The organism is Pseudomonas sp. W2Oct36, assembly GCF_041060465.1.
Taxonomy (GTDB): Bacteria; Pseudomonadota; Gammaproteobacteria; order Pseudomonadales; family Pseudomonadaceae; genus Aquipseudomonas; species Aquipseudomonas graminis_B.
In genome coordinates this window covers 144,211-161,189 of sequence record NZ_JAUERW010000011.1, presented here as the reverse complement: position 1 = coordinate 161,189, position 16,979 = coordinate 144,211, and the positions used below count along the sequence as shown (strand labels likewise).

At 54.8% G+C, this 16,979-nt stretch carries 23 protein-coding genes; all 23 read left to right on the top strand.

Annotated elements, in window-relative coordinates:
- Positions 1-2: 2 nt before the first annotated feature.
- On the top strand, positions 3-4,202 hold the full coding sequence (gene rpoC, locus QWI18_RS16295) for a DNA-directed RNA polymerase subunit beta' (RefSeq protein WP_192133301.1): 4,200 nt from the start codon (positions 3-5) through the stop codon (positions 4,200-4,202).
- Positions 4,203-4,402: 200 nt separating this feature from the next.
- The gene (rpsL, locus tag QWI18_RS16290; RefSeq protein WP_002555494.1) at positions 4,403-4,774 is read left to right on the top strand and encodes a 30S ribosomal protein S12; all 372 of its coding nucleotides are present in this window, start codon (positions 4,403-4,405) and stop codon (positions 4,772-4,774) included.
- Positions 4,775-4,891: 117 nt separating this feature from the next.
- Positions 4,892-5,362 carry a 30S ribosomal protein S7 gene (gene rpsG / locus QWI18_RS16285; protein ID WP_002555493.1) on the top strand — a complete coding sequence of 157 codons (471 nt, stop codon included), beginning with the start codon at positions 4,892-4,894 and terminating at the stop codon, positions 5,360-5,362.
- Between the two features lie 30 nt (positions 5,363-5,392).
- Positions 5,393-7,498: an elongation factor G gene (gene fusA, locus QWI18_RS16280; RefSeq protein ID WP_065988460.1), complete on the top strand. Its 2,106-nt coding sequence runs from the start codon at positions 5,393-5,395 to the stop codon at positions 7,496-7,498.
- A gap of 31 nt (positions 7,499-7,529) precedes the next feature.
- A complete protein-coding gene (tuf, locus tag QWI18_RS16275) occupies positions 7,530-8,723 on the top strand; it encodes an elongation factor Tu (RefSeq protein WP_024646116.1) in 1,194 nt (397 codons plus the stop codon).
- Between the two features lie 139 nt (positions 8,724-8,862).
- On the top strand, positions 8,863-9,174 hold the full coding sequence (rpsJ, locus tag QWI18_RS16270) for a 30S ribosomal protein S10 (protein ID WP_003186070.1): 312 nt from the start codon (positions 8,863-8,865) through the stop codon (positions 9,172-9,174).
- A gap of 81 nt (positions 9,175-9,255) precedes the next feature.
- A complete protein-coding gene (gene rplC, locus QWI18_RS16265) occupies positions 9,256-9,891 on the top strand; it encodes a 50S ribosomal protein L3 (RefSeq protein ID WP_065988459.1) in 636 nt (211 codons plus the stop codon).
- A gap of 12 nt (positions 9,892-9,903) precedes the next feature.
- Entirely contained in the window at positions 9,904-10,506 is a 603-nt protein-coding gene (rplD, locus tag QWI18_RS16260) for a 50S ribosomal protein L4 (RefSeq protein ID WP_037017717.1), read from the top strand.
- Entirely contained in the window at positions 10,503-10,802 is a 300-nt protein-coding gene (gene rplW / locus QWI18_RS16255; RefSeq protein WP_065988457.1) for a 50S ribosomal protein L23, read from the top strand. The genes rplD and rplW overlap by 4 nt, the downstream gene beginning before the upstream one ends.
- A gap of 14 nt (positions 10,803-10,816) precedes the next feature.
- On the top strand, positions 10,817-11,641 hold the full coding sequence (rplB, locus tag QWI18_RS16250; protein WP_003176423.1) for a 50S ribosomal protein L2: 825 nt from the start codon (positions 10,817-10,819) through the stop codon (positions 11,639-11,641).
- A 16-nt stretch (positions 11,642-11,657) separates the two neighbouring features.
- The gene (gene rpsS / locus QWI18_RS16245) at positions 11,658-11,933 is read left to right on the top strand and encodes a 30S ribosomal protein S19 (RefSeq protein ID WP_002555486.1); all 276 of its coding nucleotides are present in this window, start codon (positions 11,658-11,660) and stop codon (positions 11,931-11,933) included.
- Positions 11,934-11,946: 13 nt separating this feature from the next.
- Positions 11,947-12,279, top strand: coding sequence for a 50S ribosomal protein L22 (rplV, locus tag QWI18_RS16240; RefSeq protein WP_003103908.1), 333 nt, complete (start codon positions 11,947-11,949; stop codon positions 12,277-12,279).
- 13 nt (positions 12,280-12,292) lie between these two features.
- The gene (gene rpsC / locus QWI18_RS16235) at positions 12,293-12,979 is read left to right on the top strand and encodes a 30S ribosomal protein S3 (protein WP_003176422.1); all 687 of its coding nucleotides are present in this window, start codon (positions 12,293-12,295) and stop codon (positions 12,977-12,979) included.
- 12 nt (positions 12,980-12,991) lie between these two features.
- Positions 12,992-13,405 (top strand): 50S ribosomal protein L16, encoded by a 414-nt coding sequence (gene rplP, locus QWI18_RS16230; protein ID WP_003186052.1) that lies wholly within the window; start codon positions 12,992-12,994, stop codon positions 13,403-13,405.
- Positions 13,405-13,596: a 50S ribosomal protein L29 gene (rpmC, locus tag QWI18_RS16225; protein WP_002555481.1), complete on the top strand. Its 192-nt coding sequence runs from the start codon at positions 13,405-13,407 to the stop codon at positions 13,594-13,596. Before rplP ends, rpmC begins: the two co-directional genes overlap by 1 nt.
- Positions 13,597-13,598: 2 nt before the next feature.
- Positions 13,599-13,865: a 30S ribosomal protein S17 gene (gene rpsQ, locus QWI18_RS16220; protein WP_003194644.1), complete on the top strand. Its 267-nt coding sequence runs from the start codon at positions 13,599-13,601 to the stop codon at positions 13,863-13,865.
- Positions 13,866-13,888: 23 nt separating this feature from the next.
- Positions 13,889-14,257 (top strand): 50S ribosomal protein L14, encoded by a 369-nt coding sequence (gene rplN / locus QWI18_RS16215; RefSeq protein WP_002555479.1) that lies wholly within the window; start codon positions 13,889-13,891, stop codon positions 14,255-14,257.
- Positions 14,258-14,268: 11 nt separating this feature from the next.
- Positions 14,269-14,583 (top strand): 50S ribosomal protein L24, encoded by a 315-nt coding sequence (rplX, locus tag QWI18_RS16210; RefSeq protein WP_002555478.1) that lies wholly within the window; start codon positions 14,269-14,271, stop codon positions 14,581-14,583.
- A 20-nt stretch (positions 14,584-14,603) separates the two neighbouring features.
- Positions 14,604-15,143, top strand: a complete 540-nt coding sequence (gene rplE, locus QWI18_RS16205; protein ID WP_037017720.1) for a 50S ribosomal protein L5 — start codon at positions 14,604-14,606, stop codon at positions 15,141-15,143.
- Between the two features lie 13 nt (positions 15,144-15,156).
- Entirely contained in the window at positions 15,157-15,462 is a 306-nt protein-coding gene (gene rpsN / locus QWI18_RS16200; RefSeq protein WP_003186042.1) for a 30S ribosomal protein S14, read from the top strand.
- Positions 15,463-15,676: 214 nt separating this feature from the next.
- On the top strand, positions 15,677-16,069 hold the full coding sequence (rpsH, locus tag QWI18_RS16195) for a 30S ribosomal protein S8 (RefSeq protein WP_037017722.1): 393 nt from the start codon (positions 15,677-15,679) through the stop codon (positions 16,067-16,069).
- A gap of 13 nt (positions 16,070-16,082) precedes the next feature.
- Entirely contained in the window at positions 16,083-16,616 is a 534-nt protein-coding gene (gene rplF / locus QWI18_RS16190) for a 50S ribosomal protein L6 (protein ID WP_122536825.1), read from the top strand.
- A gap of 10 nt (positions 16,617-16,626) precedes the next feature.
- Positions 16,627-16,977 carry a 50S ribosomal protein L18 gene (gene rplR / locus QWI18_RS16185; protein WP_037017727.1) on the top strand — a complete coding sequence of 117 codons (351 nt, stop codon included), beginning with the start codon at positions 16,627-16,629 and terminating at the stop codon, positions 16,975-16,977.
- Positions 16,978-16,979: the final 2 nt, after the last annotated feature.

The window sequence follows — 16,979 nt, the reverse complement described above, 5'->3', positions numbered from 1 at the left end:
CCTTGAAAGACCTACTGAATTTGCTGAAAAACCAGGGTCAAGTCGAAGAGTTCGACGCTATCCGTATTGGATTGGCGTCGCCTGAGATGATCCGTTCGTGGTCGTTCGGTGAAGTTAAAAAACCGGAAACCATCAACTACCGTACGTTCAAACCTGAGCGTGACGGCCTGTTCTGCGCCAAGATCTTTGGCCCGGTCAAGGATTACGAGTGCCTGTGCGGTAAGTACAAGCGCTTGAAGCATCGTGGCGTCATCTGCGAGAAGTGTGGCGTTGAAGTCGCGCTGGCCAAAGTCCGTCGTGAGCGCATGGCTCACATCGAGCTGGCTTCGCCGGTAGCTCACATCTGGTTCCTGAAATCGCTGCCGTCCCGTATCGGCTTGCTGATGGACATGACCCTGCGTGATATCGAACGCGTTCTCTACTTCGAGAGCTATGTCGTTATCGATCCGGGCATGACCACGCTCGAAAAAGGGCAACTGCTAAACGACGAGCAATACTTCGAGGCTCTCGAAGAGTTCGGTGACGATTTCGACGCCCGTATGGGTGCCGAGGCTGTCCGCGAGCTGCTGCACGCTATTGATCTGGAACACGAGATTGGCCGGCTGCGCGAAGAGATTCCGCAAACCAACTCCGAGACCAAAATCAAGAAGCTGTCCAAGCGGCTGAAGTTGATGGAAGCCTTCCAAGGTTCCGGCAACCTTCCAGAATGGATGGTGTTGACCGTCCTGCCGGTTCTGCCGCCAGATCTGCGTCCACTGGTCCCGCTGGATGGTGGTCGTTTCGCGACTTCCGACCTTAACGATCTCTATCGTCGAGTGATCAACCGTAACAACCGCTTGAAGCGCCTGCTCGATCTGTCTGCTCCTGACATCATCGTGCGCAACGAAAAGCGCATGTTGCAGGAAGCTGTGGATGCGTTGCTTGATAACGGTCGTCGCGGTCGCGCCATCACAGGTTCGAACAAGCGTCCTCTGAAATCCCTGGCTGACATGATCAAGGGTAAGCAGGGCCGTTTCCGTCAGAACTTGCTCGGTAAGCGTGTTGACTACTCTGGCCGTTCGGTAATTACCGTAGGTCCGACCCTGCGTCTGCATCAGTGCGGTCTGCCCAAGAAGATGGCACTGGAGCTGTTCAAGCCGTTCATTTTCGGCAAGCTCGAGATGCGTGGTCTCGCTACCACCATCAAAGCTGCCAAGAAAATGGTCGAGCGCGAGCTGCCAGAAGTCTGGGACGTTCTCGCCGAAGTCATTCGCGAACACCCGGTGCTCCTGAACCGTGCGCCGACGCTTCACCGTCTGGGGATCCAGGCGTTTGAGCCGGTTCTCATCGAAGGTAAAGCGATCCAGCTGCACCCGTTGGTCTGTGCGGCATACAACGCCGACTTCGACGGTGACCAGATGGCTGTTCACGTGCCGCTGACGCTGGAAGCCCAGCTCGAAGCCCGTGCGCTGATGATGTCGACCAACAACATTCTGTCGCCAGCGAACGGTGAGCCAATCATCGTTCCTTCGCAGGACGTTGTATTGGGTCTGTACTACATGACTCGTGAAGCGATCAACGCCAAAGGCGAAGGTCGTGTATTCGCGGATCTGCAGGAAGTGGACCGTGTATTCCGTGCGGGCGAAGCCGCTCTGCATGCAAAAGTGAAAGTGCGCATCAACGAAACGATCAATGATCGTGACGGCGGCAGCGTCAAGAACACTCGTATCGTCGACACAACCGTCGGCCGTGCGCTGCTGTTCCAAGTGGTTCCGGCCGGCTTGTCATACGACGTCGTCAATCAGCCGATGAAGAAGAAGGCAATCTCCAAGCTGATCAACCAGTGCTACCGGGTGGTTGGCCTGAAAGAGACTGTAATCTTCGCTGACCAGCTGATGTACACCGGTTTTGCCTATTCGACGATCTCGGGTGTCTCCATCGGCGTTAACGACTTTGTTATCCCTGATGAAAAAGCTCGCATCATCGACGCAGCAACCGATGAAGTGAAAGAAATCGAGAGTCAGTACGCCTCCGGCCTGGTTACCCAAGGCGAGAAGTACAACAAGGTGATCGACCTCTGGTCCAAGGCCAACGATGAAGTCTCCAAGGCGATGATGTCGAACCTCTCGAAAGAGAAGGTTGTCGATCGTCACGGTGAGACCGTTGATCAGGAATCCTTCAACTCGATGTACATGATGGCTGACTCGGGTGCGCGGGGTTCCGCAGCACAGATTCGTCAGTTGGCAGGTATGCGGGGTCTGATGGCCAAGCCGGATGGCTCGATCATCGAGACACCGATCACTGCTAACTTCCGTGAAGGTTTGAGCGTTCTTCAGTACTTCATCTCGACGCACGGTGCTCGTAAGGGGCTTGCGGATACCGCGTTGAAAACCGCGAACTCTGGTTACCTGACTCGTCGTCTTGTAGACGTGGCACAAGATCTGGTCGTTACCGAGGTTGACTGCGGTACTGAACACGGTCTGGTCATGACGCCGCACATTGAAGGTGGCGACGTCGTAGAGCCGCTGGGCGAACGCGTATTGGGTCGAGTGATCGCCCGCGACGTATTCAAGCCAGGCACTGAAGATGTCATCGTTCCAGGCGGCACGCTGGTTGACGAGAAGTGGGTTGAATTCATCGAGCTGAACAGCATCGACGAAGTGATCGTACGTTCTCCGATCAGCTGTGAGACACGTTTCGGTATCTGCGCCAAGTGCTATGGCCGTGATCTGGCGCGCGGTCACCAGGTGAACATCGGTGAGGCGGTCGGCGTTATCGCGGCTCAGTCGATCGGTGAGCCGGGTACCCAGCTGACCATGCGTACGTTCCACATCGGTGGTGCGGCAAGCCGTACTTCTGCTGCTGACAGTGTTCAGGTGAAGAACGGCGGTATCGTTCGTCTACACAACCTGAAGCACGTTGAGCGTCTTGATGGTCACCTGGTCGCGGTGTCGCGTTCCGGTGAGTTGGCAATAGCCGACGAGTTCGGTCGTGAGCGCGAGCGCTACAAGCTGCCGTATGGTGCTGTGATTCTGGTGAAGGAAGGTGACAAGGTCGACGCCGGGTCCATCGTGGCCAAGTGGGACCCACACACTCACCCAATCGTCACCGAGATGAAAGGTACCGTGACCTACGTGGGCATGGAGGAAGGTATTACGATCAAGCGCCAGACCGACGAATTGACCGGTTTGACGAACATCGAAGTACTGGATGCCAAAGATCGTCCTGCAGCAGGTAAAGACATTCGTCCTGCGGTCAAGATGGTTGGTGTTGATGGTAAGGATCTGCTGCTGCCGGGTACTGACGTACCGGCTCAGTACTTCCTGCCGGCAAACGCCCTCGTCGGTGTTGCGGATGGTGTGCAAGTGGGTGTGGGTGACGTTATCGCCCGTATCCCGCAAGAGACCTCCAAAACCCGTGACATCACTGGTGGTCTGCCGCGCGTTGCCGACCTGTTCGAGGCGCGTCGCCCTAAAGAAGCATCGATCCTGGCTGAAGTCAGCGGTACGATCGCGTTCGGTAAAGAGACCAAAGGCAAGCGTCGTCTTGTTATCACGCCAAACGATGGTACCGATCCGTACGAAGAGCTGATTCCAAAATGGCGTCATCTGAACGTCTTCGAAGGTGAGCAAGTCAGCCGTGGTGAGGTTATCTCCGACGGCCCAAGCGATCCGCACGATATCCTGCGCCTGCTGGGTGTCAGCGCTCTGGCGAAATACATCGTCAACGAGATTCAGGACGTTTACCGCCTGCAAGGCGTGAAGATCAACGACAAGCACATTGAAACGATCCTTCGTCAGATGCTGCGTAAGGTCGAGATCGCTGAGTCTGGCGACTCCAGCTTCATCAAGGGTGACCAGATGGAGTTGACGCATGTCCTGGTTGAAAACGAGCGCCTTGCGACCGACGAGAAATTTGTTTCCAAATTCACTCGTGTGTTGCTTGGTATCACCAAGGCGTCGCTGTCCACCGAATCGTTCATCTCGGCGGCCTCCTTCCAGGAGACCACTCGCGTACTGACCGAAGCGGCGGTTACCGGCAAGCGCGATTATCTGCGCGGCCTGAAAGAAAACGTGGTAGTGGGTCGTCTGATCCCTGCAGGTACCGGTCTGGCATATCACAGCGAGCGCAAGCGTCGTCGTGAAGCCGACAAGCCGATGCGTGTAAGTGCGAGCGAAGTTGAAGCCGCGCTCACTGAAGCGTTGAACTCAAGCAGTAATTGAGAGTAGGGCCCCGATTTTCACAGTCATTGGTCTCAACCGGTTGATGGGTTGCCAGTGGCTGTGGACACCGGGGCTTTGCCTTGACTGGGGGCAGGATCCTCTTTAGACTCTTGTACCCCTAAATCTGGCGGGACGTATGTCCTGCCATTTTGCTTTTCTTGTAAGACAATAGCGTCGCAAGACAACAGTGGAGCTAGTAGATGGCAACTATCAACCAGCTGGTACGTCAGCCGCGTAAGCGTATCGTCGAGAAATCCGACGTGCCTGCGCTGCAGAACTGCCCGCAGCGTCGTGGTGTGTGCACTCGCGTGTACACAACTACGCCGAAAAAACCTAACTCGGCACTGCGTAAAGTATGCCGTGTGCGTCTGACCAACGGTTTCGAGGTTTCCTCGTACATCGGCGGTGAAGGCCACAACCTGCAAGAGCACAGCGTCGTACTGATTCGCGGCGGCCGTGTAAAAGACTTGCCAGGTGTTCGTTACCACACCGTCCGCGGTTCGTTGGATACCTCCGGTGTCAAAGGTCGTAACCAGGGTCGTTCTAAGTACGGTACCAAGAAGCCTAAGTAGTAGCGGCTTTTTGAAAAAAATTGAATCATCTTATTTTCTGAGTCGATAAGAGTAAGGTCGGTGGCGCCATTAGGTGCTGATTCCGAGCGAACCTGAAGACCGTTTGAGGGCTTATCCATGCCAAGAAGACGCGTAGCAGCCAAGCGCGAAGTGCTTGACGATCCAAAATACGGCAGCCAGATTCTGGCTAAGTTCATGAACCACGTTATGGAAAGCGGCAAGAAAGCCGTTGCCGAGCGTATCGTTTATGGCGCGCTGGAAAAGGTTAAAGAACGCAAGAACTCCGATCCCCTGGAAATCTTCGAGAAAGCTCTCGACGCCATCGCTCCGCTGGTCGAAGTGAAGTCGCGCCGTGTAGGCGGTGCTACTTACCAGGTCCCGGTCGAAGTTCGTCCGTCCCGTCGTAATGCTCTGGCAATGCGTTGGCTGGTAGACTTCGCGCGCAAGCGCGGTGAGAAGTCTATGGCTCTGCGTTTGGCTGGCGAACTGTTGGACGCCGCCGAAGGTAAAGGTGCTGCGGTCAAGAAGCGTGAAGACGTGCACCGTATGGCTGAAGCCAACAAAGCTTTCTCGCACTACCGCTTCTAATTTCAGCGTCACTAATTTTGCGAGGGCTTTATGGCTCGTACTACACCGATCAGCCGTTACCGTAACATTGGTATCGTCGCTCACGTGGATGCTGGTAAAACCACCACCACCGAGCGCGTCCTTTTTTACACCGGCAAAAGCCACAAGATGGGCGAGGTGCATGATGGCGCCGCGACCACCGACTGGATGGTTCAGGAGCAGGAGCGTGGTATTACCATTACTTCTGCTGCTATTACTGCCTTTTGGCAGGGTTCCGAGAAGCAGCACAAAGACCAATATCGCTTCAACGTGATTGACACCCCGGGCCACGTAGACTTCACGATTGAAGTTGAGCGTTCCCTGCGTGTACTCGACGGCGCGGTCGTTGTTTTCTGTGGTACCTCTGGAGTAGAGCCTCAGTCCGAAACCGTATGGCGTCAAGCCAACAAGTACGGCGTTCCACGTATTGTTTACGTGAACAAAATGGACCGTGCTGGCGCAAACTTTCTGCGGGTAATTGCCCAGATCAAGCAGCGTTTGGGTCACACTCCGGTGCCGATCCAGTTGGCAATCGGTTCTGAAGACAACTTCCAGGGTCAGATAGATCTGATGTCTATGGAAGCGGTCTACTGGAACGATTCCGACAAAGGTATGGTCCCTGTTCGCAAGCCTATCCCTGCAGAGCTGCAGGAGCTGGCTGACGAATGGCGCAGCAACATGGTTGAGGCTGCGGCTGAAGCCAGCGAAGAGCTGATGAACAAATACCTTGAGGGTGAGGAACTCACCAACGAGGAAATCAAGGCTGCTCTGCGTCAGCGTACTATTGCTGGTGAGATCGTTCTTGCTGTTTGCGGTTCTTCCTTCAAGAACAAGGGTGTTCCCCTGGTTCTCGACGCTGTGATCGACTACCTGCCGGCTCCAGTCGACATTCCTGCTATCAAGGGTTCCAACCCTGATAACGAGGAAGAGGAAATGGAGCGTCACGCGGACGACAACGAGCCGTTCTCGGCTCTGGCGTTCAAGATCGCTACCGATCCGTTCGTGGGTACGCTGACCTTCGTCCGTGTTTACTCGGGCGTGTTGGCATCCGGCGACGGCGTGATCAACTCGGTCAAGGGCAAGAAAGAGCGCGTGGGTCGTATGGTGCAAATGCACGCCAACGCTCGCGAAGAGATCAAGGAAGTACGCGCTGGCGACATCGCGGCCTTGATCGGCATGAAGGATGTCACCACTGGTGAAACCTTGTGCAACGCTGACAAGCCAATCATCCTGGTTCGGATGGACTTCCCGGAGCCGGTTATTTCGGTTGCCGTAGAGCCTAAAACCAAGGATGACCAGGAAAAAATGGGTATCGCACTGGGCAAGCTTGCTCAAGAAGACCCGTCTTTCCGCGTCAAAACTGATGAAGAGACTGGTCAAACGATCATCTCTGGCATGGGCGAGCTGCACTTGGACATCCTGGTTGACCGGATGCGCCGTGAGTTCAACGTCGAAGCCAACATCGGTAAGCCTCAGGTTTCGTATCGTGAGCGCATCACGAAGAACTGTGAAATCGAAGGCAAGTTCGTTCGTCAGTCTGGCGGTCGTGGTCAGTTCGGCCACTGCTGGATCCGTTTTGCACCTGCTGACGAAGGTCAGGAAGGTCTGCAATTCGTGAACGAAGTAGTGGGTGGTGTGGTTCCTAAGGAATACATCCCGGCTATCCAGAAGGGTATCGAAGAGCAGATGAAGAACGGCGTTGTTGCCGGCTATCCGCTGATCGGCCTGAAGGCTACCGTGTTTGATGGTTCTTACCACGACGTCGACTCGAACGAGATGGCGTTTAAGGTGGCTGCTTCCATGGCGACCAAGCAACTGGCCCAGAAGGGCGGCGGTGAGTTGCTTGAACCGATCATGGCTGTAGAGGTTGTTACGCCTGAAGACTATATGGGTGACGTGATGGGCGACCTTAACCGTCGTCGCGGCATGATCCTGGGTATGGAAGATACGGTCTCCGGCAAGGTAATTCGTGCCGAGGTTCCGTTGGGTGAGATGTTCGGTTATGCGACCGACGTTCGCTCCATGTCCCAAGGTCGCGCAAGCTACTCTATGGAATTCAAAAAATACAATACAGCTCCGTCGCACATCGTCGAAACTGTAACCAAAAAACAAGGCTGATTCAGCGCCTTTAGGCTAGGAGTTATTTGTCGTGGCTAAAGAAAAATTTGATCGTTCCCTTCCGCACGTCAACGTTGGCACCATCGGTCACGTTGACCATGGTAAAACCACGCTGACCGCTGCTCTGACTCGCGTCTGCTCCGAAGTCTTCGGTTCGGCTCGTGTTGACTTCGATAAGATCGACAGCGCACCAGAAGAGAAGGCTCGCGGTATCACCATCAACACTGCTCACGTTGAGTACAACTCGTCTGTACGTCACTACGCACACGTTGACTGCCCGGGTCACGCTGACTACGTCAAGAACATGATCACCGGTGCTGCCCAGATGGACGGCGCTATCCTGGTTTGTTCGGCTGCTGATGGTCCGATGCCACAGACTCGTGAGCACATCCTGCTGTCCCGTCAGGTAGGCGTTCCGTACATCGTGGTCTTCCTGAACAAGGCTGACCTGGTAGACGACGCTGAGCTGCTGGAACTGGTTGAGATGGAAGTGCGCGATCTGCTGAGCACTTACGACTTCCCAGGTGACGACACTCCAATCATCATCGGCTCCGCCCGTATGGCGTTGGAAGGCAAAGACGACAACGAGATGGGCACCACTGCCGTCAAGAAGTTGGTTGAAACTCTGGACAGCTACATCCCTCAGCCAGAGCGTGCTGTCGACAAGCCGTTCCTGATGCCAATCGAAGACGTATTCTCGATCTCTGGTCGCGGTACTGTTGTGACTGGTCGTGTTGAGCGCGGTATCGTCAAGGTTCAAGATCCACTGGAAATCGTTGGTCTGCGTGACACTACCGTCACCACCTGCACCGGTGTTGAAATGTTCCGTAAGCTGCTCGACGAAGGTCGTGCTGGCGAGAACTGCGGCGTTCTGTTGCGCGGCACCAAGCGTGACGACGTTGAGCGTGGTCAGGTTCTGGTCAAGCCAGGTACCGTCAAGCCTCACACTCAGTTCGAAGCTGAAATCTACGTTCTGAGCAAAGAAGAAGGCGGCCGTCACACTCCTTTCTTCAAAGGCTACCGTCCACAGTTCTATTTCCGTACTACCGACGTAACTGGTAGCTGCGAACTGCCGGAAGGCGTTGAGATGGTTATGCCAGGTGATAACGTGAAAGTTTCCGTTACCCTGATCAAGCCAATCGCAATGGAAGACGGTCTGCGTTTCGCTATCCGTGAAGGCGGTCGTACCGTCGGCGCTGGCGTCGTAGCCAAAATCATCGCGTAAGCGATGATCTTCAAAAAGAGCCCCCGCTTGCGGGGGCTTTTTTATTGGGTTGACACCCTGTTAGCTCGTCTATAGAATTGCGCCTCCTTTAAACGGGCGTATTGCGCTCGGTGGGAAGTAGCCTGGAGTCTGAAATCCAATGCAAAATCAGCAAATCCGTATCAGGTTGAAGGCTTTTGACCATCGCCTGATCGACCAATCCACCCAGGAAATCGTGGAAACCGCGAAACGTACTGGTGCTCAAGTGCGTGGTCCGATTCCACTCCCTACCCGTAAAGAGCGGTTCACCGTTCTGGTTTCTCCGCACGTCAACAAAGACGCGCGCGACCAGTACGAGATCCGTACTCATAAGCGTGTTCTGGACATTGTCCAGCCAACGGATAAAACCGTTGATGCGCTGATGAAGCTTGATCTTGCGGCAGGTGTGGAAGTACAGATCAGCCTCGGCTAAGACTCGGGTCTTAGTCGTGTAACGCTCTGAAATGGGCGGCCATAGCGGGTGAAAGCCCCGTACACTCATGAGGTTTACAACATGACTATTGGTGTAGTCGGTCGTAAATGCGGTATGACCCGTATTTTCACCGAAGAAGGTGTCTCCATTCCGGTTACGGTCATTGAGATCGAGCCGAATCGCGTCACCCAGTTCAAAACCGAAGAAGTCGATGGCTATCGTGCAGTGCAAGTCACTGTCGGCGTGCGTCGTGCTTCCCGTGTGACTGCTGCTCAAGCAGGTCACTTCGCTAAGGCGAACGTTGCCGCTGGTCGTACTGTCTTGGAATTCCGTCTTGAAGAAGGCGAATACAAGGCTGGCGATCTGATCAATGCAGAAATCTTTGCTGCTGGCCAGATGGTAGATGTTACCGGTCAGTCCAAAGGTAAAGGCTTCCAAGGTACTATCAAGCGCCACAATTTCCGTGGCCAAGATAATACTCACGGTAACTCCGTGTCCCACCGCGTCCCGGGCTCTATCGGCCAGTGCCAGACTCCTGGTCGTGTATTCAAGGGCAAAAAAATGTCCGGTCATATGGGCGCTGAGCGCGTGACCGTGCAGTCCCTGGAAGTAGTGCGCGTGGACGCTGAACGCAATCTGTTGTTGGTCAAGGGTGCTGTTCCTGGCGCTACTGGCGGCAATGTGGTTGTACGTCCAGCAGCCAAGGCTCGCGGTTAAGGGGAAGCTGACATGCAATTAAATGTAAATGACGCCCAAGCGATCGAAGTTTCCGAACTGACATTTGGCGGCGAATTCAACGAGACGCTGGTTCACCAGGCAGTCGTGGCCTACATGGCTGGCGGTCGTCAGGGCAGCAAGCAGCAAAAGACCCGTTCTGACGTATCTGGTGGCGGTAAGCGCCCTTGGCGTCAAAAGGGTACTGGCCGTGCTCGTGCCGGTACTATCCGTAGCCCGATCTGGCGCGGCGGCGGTACCACTTTCGCAGCACGTCCTCAGGATCATTCTCAGAAGCTCAACAAGAAGATGTATCGCGCTGCACTGCGCTCCATCCTTGCTGAACTGGTTCGCACTGATCGTCTGGTCGTGGTTCAGGATTTCGCTGTTGAATCGCCGAAAACCAAAGATCTGCTGGGCAAGCTGAACGACATGAGCCTGACCGACGTTTTGATCGTGTCGGACGCTGTTGATCAGAACCTGTACCTTGCTGCTCGTAACCTGCCGCACGTTGATGTGCGTGATGTTCAAGGTTCCGATCCAGTTAGTCTGATCGCATACGACAAAGTGTTGATCACTGTGTCGGCCGTGAAGAAATTCGAGGAGCTGCTGGGATGAACCAGGAACGCGTATTTAAAGTTCTGCTTGGCCCGCACGTTTCCGAGAAGGCTACGGTTCTGGCAGACAAAAAAGGTCAGTTCGTTTTCAAGGTTGCTACTGATGCAACCAAGCTGGAAATCAAGAAGGCCGTCGAAAGCCTGTTCAGCGTGAAAGTAGAGCGTGTCACTACCCTGAATGTTATGGGTAAGACCAAGCGCACTGCTCGCGGTCTGGGCAAGCGTAATGACTGGAAGAAGGCAGTTATCTCCCTTCAGCCAGGCCAAGATCTCGATTTCAGCAGCAGTGCTGAGTAAGGAAGGGGTGCATCATGGCAATCGTTAAATGCAAACCGACTTCCCCTGGCCGCCGTTTTGTGGTCAAGGTGGTCAACCAGGAGCTGCATAAAGGCGCTCCTCACGCACCGCTGCTCGAGAAAAAATCGAAGACTGGTGGTCGTAACAACAATGGCCGCATCACTACTCGTCACATCGGTGGTGGTCATAAGCAGCATTATCGTCTGGTCGATTTCCGTCGCAACGACAAGGATGGCATTTCTGCCACCGTCGAGCGTATTGAATACGATCCAAACCGTACTGCTCACATCGCACTGCTGCTGTACGCAGACGGCGAGCGTCGTTACATCATCGCGCCTAAAGGCGTGAGTGCTGGCGACCAGCTGATTGCAGGCGCTCTGGCTCCAATCAAGCCAGGCAACGCTCTGCAGCTGCGCAACATTCCAGTGGGTTCTACCGTTCACGGCATCGAATTGAAGCCGGGTAAAGGTGCCCAGATCGCTCGTTCCGCTGGTGCATCTGCACAGCTGATCGCTCGTGAAGGTGTCTACGTGACCCTGCGTCTTCGCTCCGGTGAGATGCGTAAAGTTCTGGCTGAATGCCGTGCGACTCTGGGCGAGGTCTCGAACTCCGAGCACAGCCTGCGTTCGCTGGGTAAAGCTGGTGCCAAACGCTGGCGTGGCGTTCGCCCAACCGTTCGTGGTGTTGCCATGAACCCGGTTGACCACCCACATGGTGGTGGTGAAGGTCGTACCTCTGGTGGTCGTCATCCGGTATCGCCGTGGGGCTTCCCGACTAAGGGCGCGAAGACTCGTGGTAATAAGCGTACCGACAAAATGATCGTCCGTCGTCGCAAGTAAATAGAGGGATACGACAGTGCCACGTTCTCTGAAAAAAGGTCCTTTTATTGATCTTCACCTACTGAAGAAGATCGAAGTGGCGGCGGAAAAGAACGATCGCAAACCAGTTAAGACCTGGTCGCGCCGTTCTATGATCCTGCCACAAATGGTCGGTTTGACCATTGCTGTGCATAACGGTCGTCAGCATGTTCCTGTTCTCGTGAACGAAGACATGGTCGGCCACAAACTAGGCGAGTTTGCCGGTACCCGCACTTATCGTGGGCACGTGGCAGACAAGAAAGCCAAGCGTTAAGGGGTAAGGAACGATGGAAGTAGCCGCTAAGTTGTCGGGCGCTCGAATCTCCGCCCAGAAAGCCCGCTTGGTCGCCGACCAGATCCGCGGGAAGAAGGTGGGCGAAGCGCTCAACCTGTTGGCTTTCAGCAGTAAGAAAGCCGCCGAGATCATGAAGAAAGTGCTGGAGTCGGCCGTAGCCAACGCCGAGCATAACGAAGGCGCAGACGTTGATGACCTTAAGGTCTCCACCGTTTTCGTCAACGAAGGGCGTTCGCTGAAGCGAATCATGCCACGTGCCAAAGGCCGTGCTGATCGCATCGTCAAGCGGTCTTGCCATATCACTGTCAAGGTTGCTGACAAGTAACGGAGTCGAAGAGATGGGTCAGAAAGTACATCCCATTGGCATTCGCCTGGGAATCGTCAAGGAGCACACCTCCGTCTGGTACGCAGACGGTCGGACTTATGCGGACTATTTGTTCGCTGATCTGAAGGTGCGAGAGTATCTCCAAGACAAACTAAAAAGCGCGTCCGTAAGCCGTATCGATATCCATCGTCCGGCGCAGACTGCACGCATCACCATCCACACCGCTCGTCCAGGTATCGTTATCGGGAAGAAAGGTGAAGATGTTGAGAAGCTGCGTCAGGACCTGACCAAGCAAATGGGTGTGCCTGTGCACATCAATATCGAAGAGATCCGTAAGCCGGAGCTCGACGGTATGCTGGTTGCGCAGAGCGTAGCTCAGCAGCTGGAGCGTCGTGTAATGTTCCGTCGCGCTATGAAGCGCGCAGTGCAGAACGCCATGCGCATTGGTGCCAAAGGCATCAAAATCCAAGTGAGCGGTCGTCTCGGCGGTGCTGAAATTGCACGTACTGAATGGTATCGCGAAGGTCGTGTGCCTTTGCACACCCTGCGTGCCGACATCGACTATGCCAACTACGAAGCTCACACCACTTATGGTGTGATCGGTGTAAAGGTTTGGATCTTCAAAGGCGAAGTAATTGGTGGTCGCCAAGAAGAGCTGAAGCCGCAAGCACCAGCGCCTCGTAAAAAAGCTGCTAAGTAAGGGGTACGCCAAATGTTGCAACCTAAGCGTACGAAGTTCCGCAAGCAGATGACCGGCCACAACCGTGGTCTGGCACTGCGCGGTAGCAAAGTCAGCTTCGGCGAGTTCGCGCTGAAGTCTGTTGCTCGTGGTCGTCTCACCGCTCGTCAGATCGAGTCAGCGCGTCGCGCACTGACCCGTCACGTTAAACGTGGCGGCAAGATCTGGATCCGTGTATTCCCGGACAAGCCTGTTACCAAAAAGCCCCTCGAAGTTCGGATGGGTAAAGGTAAGGGTAACGTGGAGTACTGGGTTGCCCAGATTCAGCCAGGCAAAGTCCTGTATGAAATCGAGGGTGTTTCCGAAGAGTTGGCGCGTGAGGCTTTCGCCCTGGCTGCTGCAAAGCTGCCGCTCGCCACCTCCTTTGTTAAGCGGACGGTGATGTGATGAAAGCGAATGAACTTCGTGAAAAATCAGCACAGCAACTGAACGAGCAACTGCTCGGCTTGCTGCGCGACCAGTTCAATCTGCGCATGCAGAAAGCAACTGGCCAGTTGGGGCAGTCTCACCTGCTCTCGCAAGTTAAGCGTGACATCGCTCGCGTGAAGACTGTGCTCAACCAGCAGGCAGGTAAGTAATCATGGCTGAAGCCGAAAAAACCGTCCGTACGCTGACTGGCCGTGTCGTCAGCGACAAGATGGACAAGACCATCACCGTACTGATCGAGCGTCGCGTCAAGCACCCAATCTACGGTAAATACGTTAAGCGTTCGACTAAGCTGCACGCGCACGACGAAACCAATCAGTGCCACATCGGCGACAAGGTCACTATTCGTGAAACTCGTCCGATGGCCAAGACTAAATCTTGGGCGCTGGTTGATGTTCTCGAACGCGCTGTGGAAGTCTAAGGGCTAGGGGTCGGAGAAATTATATGATTCAGACTCAATCCATGCTCGATGTGGCCGATAACAGCGGCGCACGCCGCGTTATGTGCATCAAGGTGCTTGGTGGCTCTCATCGTCGTTACGCTGGTATCGGTGACATCATCAAAGTTACCGTCAAGGAAGCAATTCCGCGCGGTAAGGTGAAGAAAGGCCAAGTGATGACTGCCGTAGTAGTCCGCACTCGCCACGGTGTTCGTCGCGCAGACGGCTCCATCATCCGCTTTGATGGCAACGCTGCTGTTCTGTTGAACAACAAGCAAGAGCCGATCGGCACCCGTATCTTTGGGCCAGTGACCCGTGAACTTCGTACTGAGAAGTTCATGAAGATCGTCTCGCTCGCCCCAGAAGTGCTGTAAGGAGATCCGACATGCAAAAGATTCGTCGTGACGACGAGATCATCGTGATCGCCGGCAAAGACAAAGGTAAGCGCGGTAAGGTGCTCAAGGTTCTCGCTGACGACCGTCTGGTCGTTGGTGGGATCAACCTGGTGAAGCGTCATACCAAGCCAAACCCGATGTCGGGCGTACAGGGCGGTATCGTCGAGAAAGAAGCGCCACTGCACGCTTCTAACGTCGCCATTTTCAACGGCGCAACCAACAAAGCTGATCGCGTTGGTTTCAAAGTTGAAGACGGCAAGAAAATTCGTGTCTTCAAGTCGACCCAAAAAGCGGTTGATGCTTGAACACTGCTAGGTAGAAGACCATGGCACGACTAAAAGAGATTTACTGGAAAGAAATCGCACCGAAACTTAAGGAAGAACTTAAGCTTTCGAACGTGATGGAAGTTCCACGCGTTACCAAGATCACCCTGAACATGGGTCTGGGCGAAGCGATCGGTGACAAGAAAGTCATCGAGCACGCTGTTGCAGACCTGGAAAAAATCACCGGCCAAAAAGTCGTCGTGACTTACGCTCGCAAATCTATCGCAGGCTTTAAAGTCCGTGAAGGTTGGCCGATCGGTGTCAAAGTGACTCTGCGCCGTGAGCGTATGTATGAATTCCTGGATCGTCTGCTGTCGATCTCCCTGCCTCGGGTCCGCGACTTCCGCGGCCTGAATGCCAAGTCCTTTGATGGTCGTGGTAACTACAGCATGGGCGTTAAAGAGCAGATCATTTTCCCGGAAATCGACTACGACAAGATCGATGCCCTGCGCGGTCTGGACATTACCCTGACCACCACTGCTCGTACGGACGAAGAAGGTCGCGCATTGCTGCGTGCTTTCAAGTTCCCGTTCCGCAACTGATTGGAGTAGGACCATGGCCAAGAAGAGCATGAAAAACCGTGAGCTGAAGCGTCAGCTCACCGTTGCCAAGTACGCTACCAAGCGTGCTGCGCTGAAAGCGATCATCGTGGATCTGAACGCAAGTCCAGAAGCACGTTGGGAAGCAACGGTCGCACTGCAGAAGCAACCACGTGACGCAAGTGCCTCGCGCATGCGTAACCGTTGCCGCCTGACAGGTCGTCCGCACGGCGTATATCGCAAGTTCGGCCTCGGCCGTAACATGCTGCGTCAAGCAGCAATGCGTGGCGACGTACCAGGTCTGGTTAAAGCCAGCTGGTAAGCAGCTATTCTCGCACTGCGTCCATCGTGATCACCACGAACCGATGGGCGTAGAGCCTGAATTTGAATCAAGCCCCTTTTGGGGCTTGATTCATTTCTGGGGTGCGCCTAGAATTGCCGGCTCGCCAGAGCCCGTGCTTGCACGTGCCCGAAATTTTAAGGCGATAGGTTGTAGCCGTAAGGCTCATTTTTTTTGTATCAGGAGCGTCTAGCCCATGAGTATGCAGGACCCGTTAGCGGACATGCTAACTCGTATCCGTAATGCCCAGATGGCTGAAAAGCCCGTCGTAAGCATGCCATCCTCCACGTTGAAGGTGGCTGTAGCCAAAGTCCTGAAGGACGAAGGTTACATTGCGGGTTATCAGATCAGCAGCGAAACCAAGCCGTTGCTATCCATCGAGCTGAAGTACTTCGAAGGCCGTCCGGTCATCGAAGAAGTGAAGCGCGTTAGCCGTCCAGGCCTGCGTCAGTACAAGTCCGTCGATGAGTTGCCAAAAGTTCGTGGCGGCCTCGGTGTGTCTATCGTCTCCACCAACAAAGGTGTGATGACGGATCGTGCTGCGCGCGCTGCCGGTGTCGGCGGCGAAGTGCTTTGCACTGTGTTCTAAGGGGGGGATAAGCATGTCACGCGTAGCTAAGAACCCCGTTAAGTTGCCAGCAGGCGTCGAAGTTAAACTCGTCGGCCAGCAGCTTTCGGTGAAGGGTGCCAAGGGCACTCTAGACCTGAACATTCATTCGGCCGTTGAAATTGTTGAGGAAGCCGGTGAGTTGCGTTTTGCTGCTCGCAATGGCGATCAACAAACTCGCGCAATGGCTGGTACCACTCGTGCGTTGGTAAACAACATGGTCCAAGGCGTAAGCCAAGGCTTCGAGCGCAAGCTCCAGCTGGTCGGTGTTGGTTACAAAGCGCAAGCAAAAGGCACGGTGCTGAACCTGGCCCTTGGCTTCTCGCACCCAGTGGACTACGAATTGCCGGAAGGCATCACCGCTGAGACTCCCAACCAAACCGATATCGTCATCCGCGGTATCGACAAGCAGTTGGTTGGTCAAGTGGCCGCTGAGATCCGCGACTTCCGCCGTCCAGAGCCGTACAAAGGCAAAGGCGTGCGTTACGCGGACGAAGTCGTCCGTCGTAAAGAAGCCAAGAAGAAGTAGGGCATAGCAAATGACCGTCAAAAAAGTTACCCGACTGCGTCGCGCTCGCAAAGCACGCCTGAAAATGCACGAACTCGAAGTCGTGCGTCTCTGCGTGTACCGCTCTTCGCAGCACATTTATGCCCAGGTCATCTCGGCCGACGGCAGCAAAGTCTTGGCAAACGCCTCGACTTTGGACAAAGAACTGCGTGATGGCGCCACTGGCAACATCGACGCGGCCACTAAAGTTGGCCAGCTGATCGCTGAGCGTGCGAAAGCCGCCGGTGTATCGCAAGTGGCTTTTGATCGTTCTGGCTTCAAGTACCACGGTCGCGTTAAGGCGCTGGCTGATGCTGCTCGTGAAGGCGGGCTGGAGTTCTAAGT